The organism is Pedomonas mirosovicensis (assembly GCF_022569295.1).
Classification (GTDB): Bacteria; Pseudomonadota; Alphaproteobacteria; order Sphingomonadales; family Sphingomonadaceae; genus Pedomonas; species Pedomonas mirosovicensis.
Genome location: NZ_JAKFIA010000001.1, coordinates 1,059,364 through 1,072,705, shown reverse-complemented (window position 1 = coordinate 1,072,705; position 13,342 = coordinate 1,059,364). Strand labels below are relative to the sequence as shown.

Genomic DNA, 13,342 nt, shown 5'->3' with positions numbered 1-13,342 from the left:
GCCCCGGCCCACGGTTTGAAAAAGAGAAGAAAACGCCGCCCACGGCCAAGGTGTACATGCCACTTTATGGGTTTTCAATGGGAAAAAGCCCCACTACGCCCCAAAATGGGGTGGTTTGCCGCCACTTCGCGGCCAAACGGACCCAGGCAGGATCGTTTCGCGGGCGCAAATGCGCCCGAGTGTTAATTTTGTGTTAATTTTCAAGACATTGTTCCGGACACATCAGGGCCGGAATGAACGGGAAATGAATGGAGGACAGAGGATCTGTAAGCCGGGTTCTGTGCGCGTGGGATGAAATCCCACGCCGACGACCATTCCTCTACGACAGACGTTACCGCCTGCCTCTAGCAACCAACCCGGACGGTCATGCCGGATCCGCATTGACAGCCCCAAGGGGCTGCCGCGCCGTCCCTACTCGGTTTTGCTCCCAGCGGGGTTTACCATGCCTGCGCCGTTGCCGGCCCAGCGGTGCGCTCTTACCGCACCTTTTCACCCTTACCGGCGGCAGACCACCGGCGGTTCGATCTCTGTGGCACTGTCCCTCGGGTCGCCCCGGCCGGGTGTTACCCGGCGCTGTTAATCCATGGAGCCCGGACTTTCCTCCCCCCGCTTCACGCGGGCGGCGGCCGTCCGATCCTCTGCCCTCGCGCCTTGATATGGGAATTCTTCGCGTCTTGCCAATGGAGAAACGCCCGCTCGTCTCATGCGTGACCCTTGCCAATTGGCAGGCTGCGCCTTACGGGTGCTTCTCAGCGAGGAGAAGGCAGCCATGCGCTTTGGACTTATTCTGGTTTCCGCAGCCCTCTTGCTGAGCGGTTGCAGCACTGTTCGCGGCATTTTCGGCGCGGCTGAGGAAACCATCGAAGCCAACCAGACCGAACAGGAGGCGGGCCCGCCCGATGCCGAGGCGTCCGAGCCCGGCGTGTTCGGCCGGCAGCAGGCCCAGCGCGCCGCCCCGATCACCGTGGCGGAAGACATCAAGAAGGCCGCCAAGCGCCTGCCGGATACCCTGGCCGGCGATTCGGCCAACAGCGCCCACCTGGGCGATCCCATCCCGCCCCAATAAGCCTGCCGCGCTGGCGCTGTTCTGACAGAGCAGGCTGGCCGATTCGCGCATCGAATCAGCCAGCGCCTGCAAGCGATTGTTCTTGCAGCGCTTATGCCTGAGCGCGCACCTGCGCCAGCAAAGCGGCGAGGCGCCCTTGCGTTTCCGCATCCGCGTGGCCGGTCACCCGTTCCGGGCGGAAATGGCGCTGGAAGGCAATGGTGACCGCCTCGGTTTCGGCATCGAAGGAGCCCGTTGCCGCCAGCCCGTAGCCCCAATCCGCCAACCGGGCCTGATAAAGGCGCACGGCCTCGCCCGACGCGCCCGGCCCCAGCGGGGCGTAGTCTTCCGCCCCCGCCTGCCCTGCCGGCCATACCCCGACGCCTGCCGCGGCCAGCCGCTTCCAGTCGAGCAGCTCGCCGGGGTCGAGCTTGCGCGCCGGCGCCACATCGGAGTGACCAACGATGTTGCGGGCTGGAATGGGATGGCGTCCCACGATCCTGCGCGCCAACTCCGTGAGCGCTTCCATCTGCGCCTGCGCGAACGGGCGGTAGCCGAACGCGTGGCCTGGGTTGACCAGCTCGATACCGATGGAGGCCGCATTCACGTCCGTCATGCCCCGCCACACGGAGACGCCCGCATGCCAGGCCCGCCGGTCTTCCGGCACATGGGCATAAACCGTGCCATCCTCGTCGATGGTGTAGTGGGCGGAAACCTTCGCTGCCGGATCGGTAAGCCGCGCCAGCGCCGCCTCGGCGGTCTCCATGCCGGTGTAGTGGATGACCAGCATGGAAACCGTCAGGCCGCGCCGGTCGTCGTGGTTCGGCGAGGGACGCTCGATGACCTTCATGCCCGCTTGGCCTCGCTCGCCTGCACCTGCTCTTCCTGCTTCTGGGCGCCGCGGAAGGTGATGATGGCAACGCCCACAAGCGCGATCACGCCGCCAATAATCATCTGCTCGGTGAGCACGTTGTCAAACACCCACACGCTGAACAGCACCGCCAGCAGCGGCGAAAGCAGGGTGAAGGGGGAGATGATCGTCACCGGATAGCGCTGGAGCAGCCAGGCCAGCCCCGCGTGACCGACAACGGAGGAGAAGCCCGCCGCGAACAGCAGATAGCCATAGACCCTGAGCGGAATATCCAGCGGGTGCGTGAGCGCCCCCGGCTCGTAGACGAGCGAGAGCAGCGCCAGCGGCGGGATGCTGGAAATCGAGATCCACGCCTGCAGGTTGAGCGGCGAGATGCCGGTCAGCCGGCGCACCATCACCGTTCCCAGCGCCGCCGCGAAGGAGGAAATGACCATCAGCGCCAGCGGCAGCCGCTCGCTGAACACGTGCGGATCGAACGAGAGGTAGGCGATGCCCGAGAAGGCCAGCGCGATACCGACGGTGCGGATCCAGCGGATGCGCTCGCCGAGCAGCGCGATGGCGAGGATGAGGCTGAACGGCACCCACAGCTGGGAGGAGATGGCCAGCGCACTCACGTTGGTGGCCATGCCGTAGGCCACGTTCATGAACGAGAACTGGAGCGCGCCCATGACGAGGCCGGTGGCGATGATCGCGCCCATGCGCCCCGGCACCCAGCGCAGGGCGGGCGAGCAGAGGATGAGCAGGAAGGCGAAGCGGATGACGGCCGCCGCCAGCGGGTCCAGCTCCATGAGCGCCAGCTTGATGGGCACGATGTTGAAGCCCCACGCCACGTTGATGAGCATGAGGAAAGCGAAATGCAACGGCTTCATGCAGCCTCTTCCTGGGCCAGGATTGTACGGTAGGCCGCGTTGATCGCCGCCATACGCTGCTCGGCGACGCGGATGAACTCGGGCGGCACGCCCGCCGCGATGTGGCGGTCCGGGTGGTGTTCCTTGACCATCTGGCGATAGGCCGCCCGCACCTCGGCAAGGTCGGCCCCCGGCTCAACGCCGAGAATCACGTAAGGATCGTCCGGGTGGCTGGGTAGGTGGCGGGAGCGGATGCGGGCGAACGCCCCGCCCCTGAAGCCGAGCAGGCGCGCGACCGTCTCCAGATAGGCCAGCTCCTCGTCGGTCACATAGCCGTCGGACTTGGCGATGAGGAACAGGGCATCGAGCAGGTCCTCCAGCACCGGCGAGCCCTCGCCGAACAGCTGGGCCGCCTGGCGCGCATAGGCCTCGAAGCCGTCGGTCGATCTCTGGGCGAGGCGGTAGAAGCGCACCACGTTGGCCTCTTCCTCCGGCTTCACCCGGAACAGGCGGCGGAAGGCGCAGAACTCGGCCTCGTCCACATGGCCGTCGGCCCTGGCCATCTTGGCGGCAAGGGCGATGGCGGCGATGGTAAAGGCCACCTGGCGGCGCTCCGTCTCGGGCGTGCGCCAGCGCTCCACCGGCACGTCGACCATGGCGTGGCCGATGACAATGCCGATCAACGCGCCGATCGGGCCGCCGATGGCCAGCCCTGCCGCGCCGCCGATGAGTTTACCCCAGATTGACATTCGTTCCGCCAGTGCCCTGCCATCGGCCGCCGGGGCCTTGTCCGGGCCACGGTCTGCCGGGTCCATCCGGACCTCAGGTGAATCCACCCTGTTGCGGGAGGAGAACCCGTTCTAAAAGTTGTTCTTAAGCTTTTCCAGCCACGCTTGGAACTGGCGGCTTGGGCGATGCGGCAAATCACGCCAGCCTAAGGGGCCGCCGCCTTTTCCTGCCCGCCGCAAGGCCGCCTTGCCATTCGTCCCTCGCCTTTTTTACAAGGGAACCCGCGCCATGACCACGCCTCCCCTTCCCCAAACGCCCAGGCTCACCCCGCCGTTCGATCCGCCCTACTATGCCGTTATCTTCGCCTCGGTTCGCACGCCCGTTGACGATGGCTACGGCGAGATGGCCGAGACGATGGTGACCCTGGCCGCGCAGCAGCCGGGCTATCTTGGGCACGATTCGGTGCGAGACCCGGCCACGGGCCTTGGCATTACTGTCAGCTACTGGCGCGACGAGGCGTCGATCGCCCACTGGCGCAGCCACGCCCAGCACCAGATGGCGCGGCATTTGGGGCGGGAGCAATGGTACGAAACCTTCGTCACCCACGTGGCGCGGGTGGAACGCAGCTACGGCTTCCATGCCGCCCGCAAACCGGCGGTTCCGGCCTAGCCGTTGGCGGCCAGCGCCGCCTCCCCGTCCGACGGCACGTAAAGCCCGCGCACGTCGCGCATGGGCTTGAAGGCCTTGGTGAGGCCGAGCACCGTCTCGGCCGCGCCGAGGAACAGGTTCCCGTCAGCGGGCATCTGCCGGCGGATCGCCTCCAGCACCTGGGTCTTGGTCGGCGCGTCGAAGTAGATCAGCACGTTGCGGCAGAACACCACGTCGAACGTTCCAAGCGACGTCAGCGGATGCAGCAGGTTGAAGGTGCGGAATTTCACCTTGCTCTGCAGGCTGGGGGCGATCTGCCACTGCTCACCCACCTTGTTGAAGTAGGTCATCAGGTTCTTGATCGGCAGGCCGCGTTGCACTTCGAACTGGGAGTAGAGGCCCGCCTGCGCCTTGGTGATGGCCTGGGACGACAGGTCGGTGGCGATGATCTCGATGTGCCAGTCCGCCCACAGCGCCCGTTGCTGGTCGAAGATCATGGCGATGGAATAGGGTTCCTGCCCGGTCGAGCAGGCGGCGCTCCAGATCCGCAGGCGCTTGCTGTTGGTGCGCGCGATCCGCAGCGCGGGCAGCACGTGCTGCGACAGGGTATCGAACGGCAGGTTGTCGCGGAAGAAAAACGATTCATTGATCGTCATTGCTTCCGAGATTTCGTGCAGCAGCGTCTCGTCCGGCTTCTGGCGCACCAGCTTCACCAGCTGCGCCAGGTCATCGAGCCCGCGCCGCCGCGCCACCGGTGTGAGGCGCGATTCCAGCAGATAGCCCTTCTCCGGTCCGAGAACGAAGCCGGAGCGCGACTTGAGCAAGTCGGCGAGGAACTGGAAATCCTGCGGCGCCAGAAGGGTCATGGGCAGCGGCCCTCCATGAGAGTGCCGATCGTCAGCCCCATCTTGCTCAGCGGCAAGACGAAACTGGCAAGACCGGCTTGGGTGACGGCGCCGGGCATACCCCAGACCACCGACGAATTTTCATCCTGGGCGATAACGGTGCCGCCGTGGGCCACCACCTCGGCGGCGCCGTCGCGGCCGTCGTGCCCCATGCCGGTCAGCACCACCGCAAGGCAGGCGCTGCTGTAGACCTGCGCGGCGGAGTTGAACAGCGGGTCGACCGCCGGACGGCAGAAGTTCACCGGCGGGTCGTCATCGATGCTGATGACGGGCTGGCTGGCGTTGCCGGCCACCCGCATGTGCAGGCCGCCCGGCGCGATATAGACCCGGCCCGCCCGGATGGGCTCGCCGTCGATCGCCTCGGCAGCCTGAAACCCGGTCTGGCGCTGGATGTGCTCCGCCAGAATCTTGGTGAAGGTGGGCGGCATGTGCTGGGTGATGAGGATGGGCAGCCTGAACGGCTTGGGCAGGCTGCTGAGCAGGCCGAACAGCGCCTGCGGCCCGCCGGTCGACGCGCCGATCGCCAGCACGCTGGGGCGCGACTTGGACGGCTGGGCGCGAACCGTCTTGCCTGCCGGCGGTTTGGCGGCCGCGCGGCTGGCCGGGGCCGGCTGGCCTTCGGGCGCGCGGGTTTCAAGGTCCACCGGCGGTTCGCCGCGCTTGCGGCGGGCCACCTGGCCCATGGCCCGCACCTTGTCCAGCAGCTCGCGCCGGAAATCGATGCCGTTGGTGATGATGCCGGTGCTTTGGGGCTTGGGAATGTAGTCCGCCGCGCCGAGGCCGAGGGCCTTGAGCGAAATGTCCGCGTTTCGCAGCGTCAGGGTCGAGGCCATGAGGATCTGCACGCCCGGCTGCGCGGCAAGCAGCAGCGGCAGGGCGGTCAGGCCGTCCATCTCCGGCATCTCGATGTCGAGAACGATGACGTCGTAGCGCTGATGCTGGGCCTGGCGCACGGCCTCCACGCCGTTGTGGGCGGTGGTGACGACGCGGATCGACTTGTCGTCCTCCAGCCAGCGGGCGAGAATGCCACGGATCATGGCGCTGTCATCCACCACCATGACCCGCACATAGTTCGGCGGGGTTGGTCTGCCCGCCTCGCCTGCCGCACCCAACGCTGATACGCCCATTCGTCAAATCCTCTGGCCGCTTGCGCGGCATCCAACTCGAAACGCTACCAAGCCACCACCAGCGCGGCGAGCCTAGATCAGGCCGACCTGCGAGAACTTCGCTTCGATGATTTCCCTGTCGAAGGGCTTCATGATGTATTCGTCCGCGCCCGCCTCGATGGCGGCGCGGATGTGCGCCATGTCGTTCTCGGTGGTGCAGAAGATGACCACCGGCTGCTTGTCCACGTCGGCCGAGCGCAGCGCCTTCAGGAAATCGAGACCGTTCATCACCGGCATGTTCCAGTCGAGCAGGACCACGTCCGGCATCTCGCTCTGGCACTGCTCCCAGGCATCCTGCCCGTCCACCGCTTCCGTGATCTCGAATTCCATATCCTCAAGGATGCGCCGGGCAACCTTGCGAATCACCTTCGAGTCATCAACAACCAAGCAGGACTTCATGAGTCTCGTTCCCTCAGAACCTAAGCGCCTCACAATAGGCGTGGAAAGCTTGCCGGGCGGTTAAGGCCCGCTAGGCCGTCACGCCGCCGCTGCCCGCTCCACATCGAGCACGCGGCGCACGTCCAGCACCACCAGCAGCTCGTCCTGGAGGCGATAGATGCCGTCCGACACCTCGCGCCACTTCTGGTCCAGCGTCACCGGGTTCTTCTCGTAGAGGGCATCGGGCAGGCTCAGCACCTCGCCCACGCTGTCGATGATGAGCGAGTAGGACTCGCCCTTGAAATCGACCACCACGCTCATCGCCTTCTCGCTGGCCATACGGACAGGCATGTCCAGCCGCGCGCGCAGATCGATGGCGGTGACGATGCGGCCGCGCAGGTTGAGCACGCCCGCCACCCACGGCGGCGCCAGCGGCACCCGCGTTACGTTCTGCAGCTTCAGCACGTCATGCACCAGCAGCACCGGGATGCCGAGCAGCTGCCCGGCCAGGCGAATGGTGACGAAGTCCTTGGAACCTTCCTTCATACGTCCTTACTCCCCGTCCCTCAGGCCGCCGCCGCCGCGGGCGAAATCCAGCTGCTCCTCAAGCACGCACAGGAGCGAATCCCGGTCATACTTGGCCACGTAGTCGTTGAACCCGGCCTGGCGGCCGCGCTCGAAGTCCGCCGGACTTGCCAGCGACGACAGGGCGACCATCGGCAGATGGGCCCAGCGCCCGCGCTGGCGCACCTCCTCGGCGAACTCGAAGCCGCTCCGGCCCGGCATCTCGATGTCGGAGATGATGAGGTCGAACTCCGCCCCGTCATCCTGCAGCTTGAGGGCATCCTCGGCACTGCTGACGCAAGTCACCTCGTAGCCGCCCGCCTTCAGCAGCGGCTTTAGCATGTTGCGGAAGAACGAGCTGTCATCCACCAGCAGCACGCGCGGCGCAACGCGCCCCTTGCCGCCGCTCTCCTGCGTCTTGGAGCGCAGGTAGTCCTTGAAGGCGACGCGCAGGTAGTGGCCCACGTCGATGATCTCGGTGATCTTGCCCGCAACGACGGCGGTGCCGAGGCGACCGTTCTGCACGTCGGCGGTCAGTTCGATGTCCAGCTGGGCCTCCACGATGTCGAGGATCTCGTCCACCGCCAGGCCCATCACATGGTCGCCGTCGGCGAACACCAGCACGAACTGCTTGCCCTCGGTCTTGAGCTGGAGGTGCGGATCGACCGTCAGCAGCGGCATCAGGCTGCCGCGATACTGCACCATCGGCCGGCCGTCGGCGTGCTCGATGGTCGAGGCGTCGATCTCCTCGAGGCGCGCCACCAGCGACAGCGGCACCGCCTTCGGGTTGGCGCTGCCGGCGCGGAACACCAGCATGGATTCCTGATCGGTGTCGGCGCTGCGGCCCTTGAGTTCCAGCGTATCGCTGGTTTCGTTGTCCTGCACGGCGGCGGTCGCGCGGGCGATGCCGTTGGGGTCGAGGATCATGATGACGCTGCCGTCGCCCAGAATGGTGTTGCCCGAATAGACGCTGAGGTCCTTGAGGATCGGGGCCATCGGCTTCACCACGATTTCCTCGGTATCGAACACCTCGTCGACCACGATGCCGAAGGTAAAGGCGCCCACTTGCGCCACCACCACGAAGCACTGGTCGTTGTCGTTGGCCGCGCCGTCCTCCTGCTTTTCCTCAAGGCCGAGGATCTTGCCCAGCCGCACCAGCGGCAGCAGCCGGTTCCGCAGGCGCAGGACGGGCGTGTTGCTGATGTGCTCGATGACGTGCTCACCGCCCGCCATCACGCGAACCAGCTCCAAGACGGAAATCTGCGGAATGGCGAAGCGCTCGGCGCCTGCGCCCACGATGAGCGAGGAGACGATGGCCAGCGTCAGCGGAATCTTGATGGCGAAGCGCGTGCCCTTGCCCACCTGCGAGTCGAGTTCGATGGTGCCGCCGATCTTCTCGATGTTGGAGCGCACCACGTCCATGCCGACGCCGCGGCCGGAAACGGAGGTGACCTTCTCCGCCGTCGACAGGCCGGGGTGGAAGATGAACTTCTGGATCTGCCCCTCGGACATGCCCTCCAGCTCGGCCTCGGTGACAAGGCCCGCCTCCAGCACCTTCTGGCGCAGCCGGTCGGTGTTGATGCCCCGGCCGTCGTCCACGATCTCGATGATGATGTGGCCGCCCTCGTGATAGGCGTTGAGGCGGATGTGCCCGGTCTCGGGCTTGCCGGCGGCCACGCGGTCGGCGGGCATCTCGATGCCGTGGTCGGCCGAGTTGCGGACCATGTGGGTGAGCGGGTCCTTGATCAGCTCCAGCACCTGACGGTCCAGTTCCGTCTCGGCGCCGCGCATGTCCAGCTCGATCTTCTTGTCCAGTTCGTGGCTGAGGTCGCGCACGATGCGCGGCAGCTTCTGCCAGGCGTTGCCCACCGGCTGCATGCGCGTCTTCATCACGCCTTCCTGCAACTCGGTGGTGCACTGCGACAGGCGCTGCAACGGCACGGTGAACTCGTTGTTCTCGTGGCGGCGCGCGGTCTGCAGCAACTGGTTGCGGGTCAGCACCAGCTCGGAGACCAGGTTCATCAGGTTCTCGAGCAGGTCTACCGACACGCGGATGGTCTGGTTGGCCGCCTTGGAGCCGGCGTCGTCCATGACGTTGGCCGTGCTCGCCGCCGCCTTGGCCGCGGCGGGCTTGGCGTCCGCCTTGGCAACCGGGGCCGTCTCCGGCTCCTCCGTCTCCTCGGGGCCGGGCGCGGCGGCGAAGGCCGCTTCCAGTTCCTCCAGCGACACCTCGCCCGGCTTCAGCGCGCGGCCCAGCATCTTTTCAGTCTCGGCGCGGGCGATGTCCGGGTCTTCCGCGGGCGCGGGCGCCGGGCCGGACAGCTTGCCGGCGGCGGCCTCGTCGAGCATGGCGATGAGCATGGCATCGTCGCCCTCGGGTTCCGTTCCGTTTTCCTCCAGCCCGCGCAGGATCACCTTGATGGTGTCCAGCGCCTGGAGAATCAGCGACACCAGCTCGGAGTTCACCGTCAGCTTGCCGTCGCGGAAGTTGCCGAGCACGTTCTCGGCGGCGTGCGCCACCGACTCGAGCCTTGGCAGGCCGAGGAAGCCGCAGGTGCCCTTGATGGTGTGAACAAGGCGGAAAATGTTGTCGAGAACGGCCTTGTCGTTGGGATTCTGCTCCAGACGGACCAGTTCGTTGTCGACCGTGTCGAGGCTCTCGTTGGTCTCAGTCAGAAACTCTGTGAGCAGATCATCCATGCTATCCGCCTCTCGCAATACAAGAAAACCTGTGGCGAGGGCGCACGGCCCCCATGCCGGAGGCGTAACTGTGCCGTCATTGGGGTTAAAAACCTCTAAATCATCAGCGCTTCAGGCGCGCCTTGCGGATGCGGAACGGCGGCGCGGACGGCAGGACGCGCCCGCGGCAAGGGCATCCGCCCCGCCGGGTTCCAGCCATTGCTGCGGGATGGAAGGCCCGGCGTCAGACCGGGCAGCGCACGCCGAGCAACAGCACGCCCGGCTCGGGTTCGGAAATCTGCAGTTTCGCGTCCACGTCCGCCAGCAGGGTCTGCACCAGGAGGGCGGGCGCAACGCGCGGGGTGATCTCGCTGTCCGCCGCCTCGCCCGAGAGAGCCTGGCGCAGGTCATCGCCCAGCAGCAGGCGCGGCCCCTCGGCGCGCACGGCGATGTCGAGCGCGTTGCCGGCCTGCTCCGCCGCCACCTGCAGCACGCCACCGCGCAGCAGCGTGTCGCCGGCGATGAGCGCCAGGTTCAGGAGCACCTTGATGGCCGTCTTGGGCAGCACGGACGGGCTGATAAGCCATTCCAGCCGCACCTTGTCGGCCGGGAACATGCCCTGGATGGCGGTCTGGGCCTCGCGCACGTCCACCTGCGCCGAGAAGCTGCCGCCACCGCCAAAGGCGAGGCGGAAGAACTTCAGCCGGTTGGCGGCCTGCCGCACACTGTCCGTCAGCAATTGCAGGCATTGGGCCTGCATTTCCGGATCGGTTTCGTCCGTGAGCAGTTCCACGCCATTGGAGAGCGCGCCGACCGGGCTCACCAGGTCATGACACAGCCGGGAGCACAGCAGGCTCGCAAAATCTACGGATTTCATATGCACGTCTCCCCCGGTCCCTGTTCTGCCATAGAGCAGCTCTCGAGCAGGGCGCACGCCCTGCGGTAAACAAAAGTGCGGCCTGCCAAAGAGCGAGGCCCGCTTACGGCCAGTTCCCGGAACTGCTATGCAACGAAACGGGTAAGCGCAAGGATTACGATGATCGCTCAGTTCCTGCCAGGAGAGTATGTCTGTTTGCCGGAGCGTCCAGACTGGGGGCTCGGTCAGGTGCAATCCGCCATCGGCGAACGGGTTACGGTGATGTTCGAGGAGGCGGGAAAGCAGACGCTGAACCTCCGCCACGCGCTCCTGGAGAAAGTGCCCGCTCCGGGTGCCGGGCGGCGGCGCTGAGCCTTTTTTCAGTCGAGTCCCGCCACCAGCGCCACCAGCCCGAACAGCAGCAGCACCACGGCCGAGGCGTGGTTGAACACCGCCAGGTGCCGGTCGCTCAGCCGCCCGCGCAGGCCGCGCGACAGCCCGGAGACCGCCACCCACCACAGCATGGAGCCCACGAACACCCCGCCCACCAGCCGGACGGAGTTGAGCAGCGCCGCGTGGCTGGCATGACCGATGTTCTTGAAGCCGATGGAGCCGAAGGTGGCGGCGAACCACAGCAGGGTCGCCGGGTTGGTCACGGTCATGAGAAACGTGGCCATGGCCAGGTGCCGGGCGCGCGGCAGCTTGCGGCCGGGGTCATTCAGATGCGGGGCCGAACGCCACACCGCGACGCCGAATCCGATCATGATGAGCCCGCCCACCAGCCGAATCGGGTCGTGGTGGTGGTTGATGAGCGCCTGGAGCGCCCTGAGGCCAAAGCCCGCTCCGGCCGCGAACAGCGCGTCACCGAGCGCCGCCCCCAGCCCCAGCATCAGCGCCGAGCCGATGCCCCGCTGAAGGCTGCGCTGGATGACGATGATGTTAACCGGGCCGATGGGCGCGGCGGCGGCAATGCCGATTCCGATGCCAACGGGGAAGTACCAGGTCGCCAGCCACCCCAGATCCATGTCGCCTGCCTTCCGATCCCCATACGCCCGGATGATGACCGCGATCCCTGCATGGCTCCGGTATCCTTAACGGGTTTTTTACCATCGCGACCGTAAATGGAACGCGGGGATTTATAGGAACGACAGGGGGCTTTTGGAAAGAGGCGGGTTCCATGGCCGATTCACAGAAGAGCTTTCCCCTCGATGAGTTGCTGCTGCCCTTCAACCGGCTGCCGCGCGAATACCAGTCCCACCTGTGGTATCGCGGCTACCGGCTGACCTCGGCCGAGATCGACGTGGAAATGCCCGATGCGCCGGGCGAGATTCGCACCCTTTACGGGCAGGAGCTGGACCTGGCTCCCGACTTCCCCGTGCTTCACGCCTATGTGGAGAACTTGAAGCGCACTCTTGGCTGTCGCGTGCGCGAAATCCGGGTCATGACCATTGATGGCGTGAAGCCCGATCAGCTGTCCCGGCAGAGCATCAGCCTTGCCGTTCACTGATTGCCGAGCCCCTTTTTAGTTAACCATGCTAATAGCGATTGCGGTCACAACGCCGCAGCTAGTCTTATTTTTATAGTTAATCAATAACTATTGATTTGGCATCTTTCTCATCCGGTGATATTGGCTTCAGAACGGTGGCGCAATTATTAGCGCGCCGATGATGGCGAGCCAAAAGCGGGGGCACGCTCGCTGTGCAGTTCTTTATCGGAACCAGGGTGGCTAAGAATGTCCCGGGGCACTTCTAAAAATCTTCTCGCGTCCCGCGTGAACTGTCTGCGCGGCGTTGCCGCATGCGCCATTGCGGCCGGCCTGCTGTGCGCGCCGGCAGCGCATGCCGCAACCCGCTCGCCCGAGATCATCGCCGCCGAGAATTGCGACCCCATCGTTATTCCGCAGCCTGCAAAGAAGAAGCCGGTGAAGAAGGCGGTCGCCGTTAAAAAGGCTGCTGCCAAACCGGCCCTGTCCAAGCCGGCCAAGCCGCTGCCGAAGCCGGCCGTCGTCAAGACCGCGGATACCGCCGTGGCGCAGGCCAAGCCGAAGCCGCGCCCCCGGCCGAAGCCAAAGCCGAAGGTGACCACCGTTGCGGCCAAGCCGATGGTCATTCCCGACGCCTGCCCCGGCGCGGGCTCGAATCCGGAGGATGTGGCCGGGCTGCCGACCAACCTCAAGGATCTCATGACCGAGACCACGCCCGAAGCGCTCGCCTCGATTTTCCCGGCGGCAGGCGGGCAATCGCCGCTCACCACTTCCCTCACCGATCTGGCGCCTTCGACCGGCCGAACGGCGGGCCCGGCCAACTATGGCCCCACCGTGCCGCTGATGCCGGGTGGCGGCAGTGTCGGCAGCGGTGGCGGGGGCGGCAGCGACGAGACGACGCCCACGGACCCGCCGGGCGACGATGGCACCCCGCCGACTAATGGAAACCCGCCGACTGATGGAAACCCGCCGACCGGCGGCAACCCTCCAACCGACGGGAACCCGCCAACGGACGGCAACCCTCCGGGCGGTAATCCGCCGGACGGCAATCCTCCGCCGGGCGGCAATCCGCCGGTGCAGGTGCCCGAACCCGGCACGCTCGGCATTGCGCTGGGCGGGCTTGCCGGCCTTGTCGCCTTCGCCCGGCGTCGCCGCCGCGCCTGAGGCGCA

The 13,342-nt window shown here is 66.2% G+C and carries 15 protein-coding genes and 1 other RNA gene; 5 read left to right on the top strand and 11 right to left on the bottom strand.

Features of this window, described 5'->3' with window-relative positions; translation table 11 throughout:
• Positions 1 to 251: 251 nt before the first annotated feature.
• Positions 252 to 642, bottom strand: an RNA gene (rnpB, locus tag L0C21_RS05070) — RNase P RNA component class A.
• Between the two features lie 127 nt (positions 643 to 769).
• Here rnpB and L0C21_RS05065 point away from each other — a divergent pair.
• Complete coding sequence (locus L0C21_RS05065; RefSeq protein WP_259277323.1) at positions 770 to 1,066, top strand: hypothetical protein; 297 nt, start codon at positions 770 to 772, stop codon at positions 1,064 to 1,066.
• A gap of 91 nt (positions 1,067 to 1,157) precedes the next feature.
• Here the strand turns inward: L0C21_RS05065 and L0C21_RS05060 are convergent, their stop codons facing one another.
• The 3 genes from L0C21_RS05060 to L0C21_RS05050 are packed head-to-tail and all read right to left on the bottom strand — an operon-like array spanning position 1,158 to position 3,513.
• Complete coding sequence (locus L0C21_RS05060) at positions 1,158 to 1,895, bottom strand: peptidoglycan recognition protein family protein (RefSeq protein ID WP_259277322.1); 738 nt, start codon at positions 1,893 to 1,895, stop codon at positions 1,158 to 1,160.
• On the bottom strand, positions 1,892 to 2,785 hold the full coding sequence (locus tag L0C21_RS05055; RefSeq protein ID WP_259277321.1) for a DMT family transporter: 894 nt from the start codon (positions 2,783 to 2,785) through the stop codon (positions 1,892 to 1,894). The genes L0C21_RS05060 and L0C21_RS05055 overlap by 4 nt, the downstream gene beginning before the upstream one ends.
• Positions 2,782 to 3,513: a J domain-containing protein gene (locus L0C21_RS05050; protein ID WP_259277320.1), complete on the bottom strand. Its 732-nt coding sequence runs from the start codon at positions 3,511 to 3,513 to the stop codon at positions 2,782 to 2,784. The genes L0C21_RS05055 and L0C21_RS05050 overlap by 4 nt, the downstream gene beginning before the upstream one ends.
• Positions 3,514 to 3,781: 268 nt before the next feature.
• Here L0C21_RS05050 and L0C21_RS05045 point away from each other — a divergent pair, with 268 nt between their 5' ends.
• Complete coding sequence (locus L0C21_RS05045; protein ID WP_259277319.1) at positions 3,782 to 4,162, top strand: antibiotic biosynthesis monooxygenase family protein; 381 nt, start codon at positions 3,782 to 3,784, stop codon at positions 4,160 to 4,162.
• Here L0C21_RS05045 and L0C21_RS05040 read toward each other — a convergent pair.
• From L0C21_RS05040 to L0C21_RS05015, 6 genes are all read right to left on the bottom strand, one after another.
• Positions 4,159 to 5,007, bottom strand: coding sequence for a CheR family methyltransferase (locus tag L0C21_RS05040; protein WP_259277318.1), 849 nt, complete (start codon positions 5,005 to 5,007; stop codon positions 4,159 to 4,161). The two genes, L0C21_RS05045 and L0C21_RS05040, sit on opposite strands and share 4 nt — an antisense overlap.
• Entirely contained in the window at positions 5,004 to 6,173 is a 1,170-nt protein-coding gene (locus tag L0C21_RS05035) for a protein-glutamate methylesterase/protein-glutamine glutaminase (protein WP_259277317.1), read from the bottom strand. The genes L0C21_RS05040 and L0C21_RS05035 overlap by 4 nt, the downstream gene beginning before the upstream one ends.
• Positions 6,174 to 6,245: 72 nt before the next feature.
• Complete coding sequence (locus tag L0C21_RS05030; RefSeq protein ID WP_259277316.1) at positions 6,246 to 6,611, bottom strand: response regulator; 366 nt, start codon at positions 6,609 to 6,611, stop codon at positions 6,246 to 6,248.
• A gap of 78 nt (positions 6,612 to 6,689) precedes the next feature.
• A complete protein-coding gene (locus L0C21_RS05025; protein ID WP_259277315.1) occupies positions 6,690 to 7,136 on the bottom strand; it encodes a chemotaxis protein CheW in 447 nt (148 codons plus the stop codon).
• Positions 7,137 to 7,142: 6 nt separating this feature from the next.
• Positions 7,143 to 9,854, bottom strand: a complete 2,712-nt coding sequence (locus L0C21_RS05020) for a hybrid sensor histidine kinase/response regulator (RefSeq protein WP_259277314.1) — start codon at positions 9,852 to 9,854, stop codon at positions 7,143 to 7,145.
• Positions 9,855 to 10,077: 223 nt separating this feature from the next.
• Positions 10,078 to 10,710 carry a histidine phosphotransferase family protein gene (locus L0C21_RS05015; protein ID WP_259277313.1) on the bottom strand — a complete coding sequence of 211 codons (633 nt, stop codon included), beginning with the start codon at positions 10,708 to 10,710 and terminating at the stop codon, positions 10,078 to 10,080.
• A gap of 159 nt (positions 10,711 to 10,869) precedes the next feature.
• On the opposite strand from L0C21_RS05015, the gene L0C21_RS05010 reads away from it, so the two are divergent.
• Positions 10,870 to 11,061, top strand: a complete 192-nt coding sequence (locus L0C21_RS05010; RefSeq protein WP_259277312.1) for a DUF3553 domain-containing protein — start codon at positions 10,870 to 10,872, stop codon at positions 11,059 to 11,061.
• Between the two features lie 8 nt (positions 11,062 to 11,069).
• Here L0C21_RS05010 and L0C21_RS05005 read toward each other — a convergent pair whose 3' ends face one another.
• Entirely contained in the window at positions 11,070 to 11,714 is a 645-nt protein-coding gene (locus tag L0C21_RS05005) for a LysE family translocator (protein WP_259277311.1), read from the bottom strand.
• A gap of 152 nt (positions 11,715 to 11,866) precedes the next feature.
• On the opposite strand from L0C21_RS05005, the gene L0C21_RS05000 reads away from it, so the two are divergent.
• Both L0C21_RS05000 and L0C21_RS04995 read left to right on the top strand, forming a co-directional pair.
• Positions 11,867 to 12,196, top strand: a complete 330-nt coding sequence (locus tag L0C21_RS05000; RefSeq protein WP_259277310.1) for a hypothetical protein — start codon at positions 11,867 to 11,869, stop codon at positions 12,194 to 12,196.
• 225 nt (positions 12,197 to 12,421) lie between these two features.
• Entirely contained in the window at positions 12,422 to 13,336 is a 915-nt protein-coding gene (locus L0C21_RS04995) for a PEP-CTERM sorting domain-containing protein (RefSeq protein WP_259277309.1), read from the top strand.
• The last annotated feature ends 6 nt before the right edge of the window (positions 13,337 to 13,342 follow it).

Excerpts from the sequence above, each read along its gene's own strand:
- L0C21_RS05065 (WP_259277323.1), top strand. The coding sequence starts at position 770 with ATGCGCTTTGGACTTATTCTGGTTTCCGCAGCCCTCTTGCTGAGCGGT.
- L0C21_RS05060 (WP_259277322.1), bottom strand. The coding sequence starts at position 1,895 with ATGAAGGTCATCGAGCGTCCCTCGCCGAACCACGACGACCGGCGCGGC.
- L0C21_RS05055 (WP_259277321.1), bottom strand. The coding sequence starts at position 2,785 with ATGAAGCCGTTGCATTTCGCTTTCCTCATGCTCATCAACGTGGCGTGG.
- L0C21_RS05050 (WP_259277320.1), bottom strand. The coding sequence starts at position 3,513 with ATGTCAATCTGGGGTAAACTCATCGGCGGCGCGGCAGGGCTGGCCATC.
- L0C21_RS05045 (WP_259277319.1), top strand. The coding sequence starts at position 3,782 with ATGACCACGCCTCCCCTTCCCCAAACGCCCAGGCTCACCCCGCCGTTC.
- L0C21_RS05040 (WP_259277318.1), bottom strand. The coding sequence starts at position 5,007 with ATGACCCTTCTGGCGCCGCAGGATTTCCAGTTCCTCGCCGACTTGCTC.
- L0C21_RS05035 (WP_259277317.1), bottom strand. The coding sequence starts at position 6,173 with ATGGGCGTATCAGCGTTGGGTGCGGCAGGCGAGGCGGGCAGACCAACC.
- L0C21_RS05030 (WP_259277316.1), bottom strand. The coding sequence starts at position 6,611 with ATGAAGTCCTGCTTGGTTGTTGATGACTCGAAGGTGATTCGCAAGGTT.
- L0C21_RS05025 (WP_259277315.1), bottom strand. The coding sequence starts at position 7,136 with ATGAAGGAAGGTTCCAAGGACTTCGTCACCATTCGCCTGGCCGGGCAG.
- L0C21_RS05020 (WP_259277314.1), bottom strand. The coding sequence starts at position 9,854 with ATGGATGATCTGCTCACAGAGTTTCTGACTGAGACCAACGAGAGCCTC.
- L0C21_RS05015 (WP_259277313.1), bottom strand. The coding sequence starts at position 10,710 with ATGAAATCCGTAGATTTTGCGAGCCTGCTGTGCTCCCGGCTGTGTCAT.
- L0C21_RS05010 (WP_259277312.1), top strand. The coding sequence starts at position 10,870 with ATGATCGCTCAGTTCCTGCCAGGAGAGTATGTCTGTTTGCCGGAGCGT.
- L0C21_RS05005 (WP_259277311.1), bottom strand. The coding sequence starts at position 11,714 with ATGGATCTGGGGTGGCTGGCGACCTGGTACTTCCCCGTTGGCATCGGA.
- L0C21_RS05000 (WP_259277310.1), top strand. The coding sequence starts at position 11,867 with ATGGCCGATTCACAGAAGAGCTTTCCCCTCGATGAGTTGCTGCTGCCC.
- L0C21_RS04995 (WP_259277309.1), top strand. The coding sequence starts at position 12,422 with ATGTCCCGGGGCACTTCTAAAAATCTTCTCGCGTCCCGCGTGAACTGT.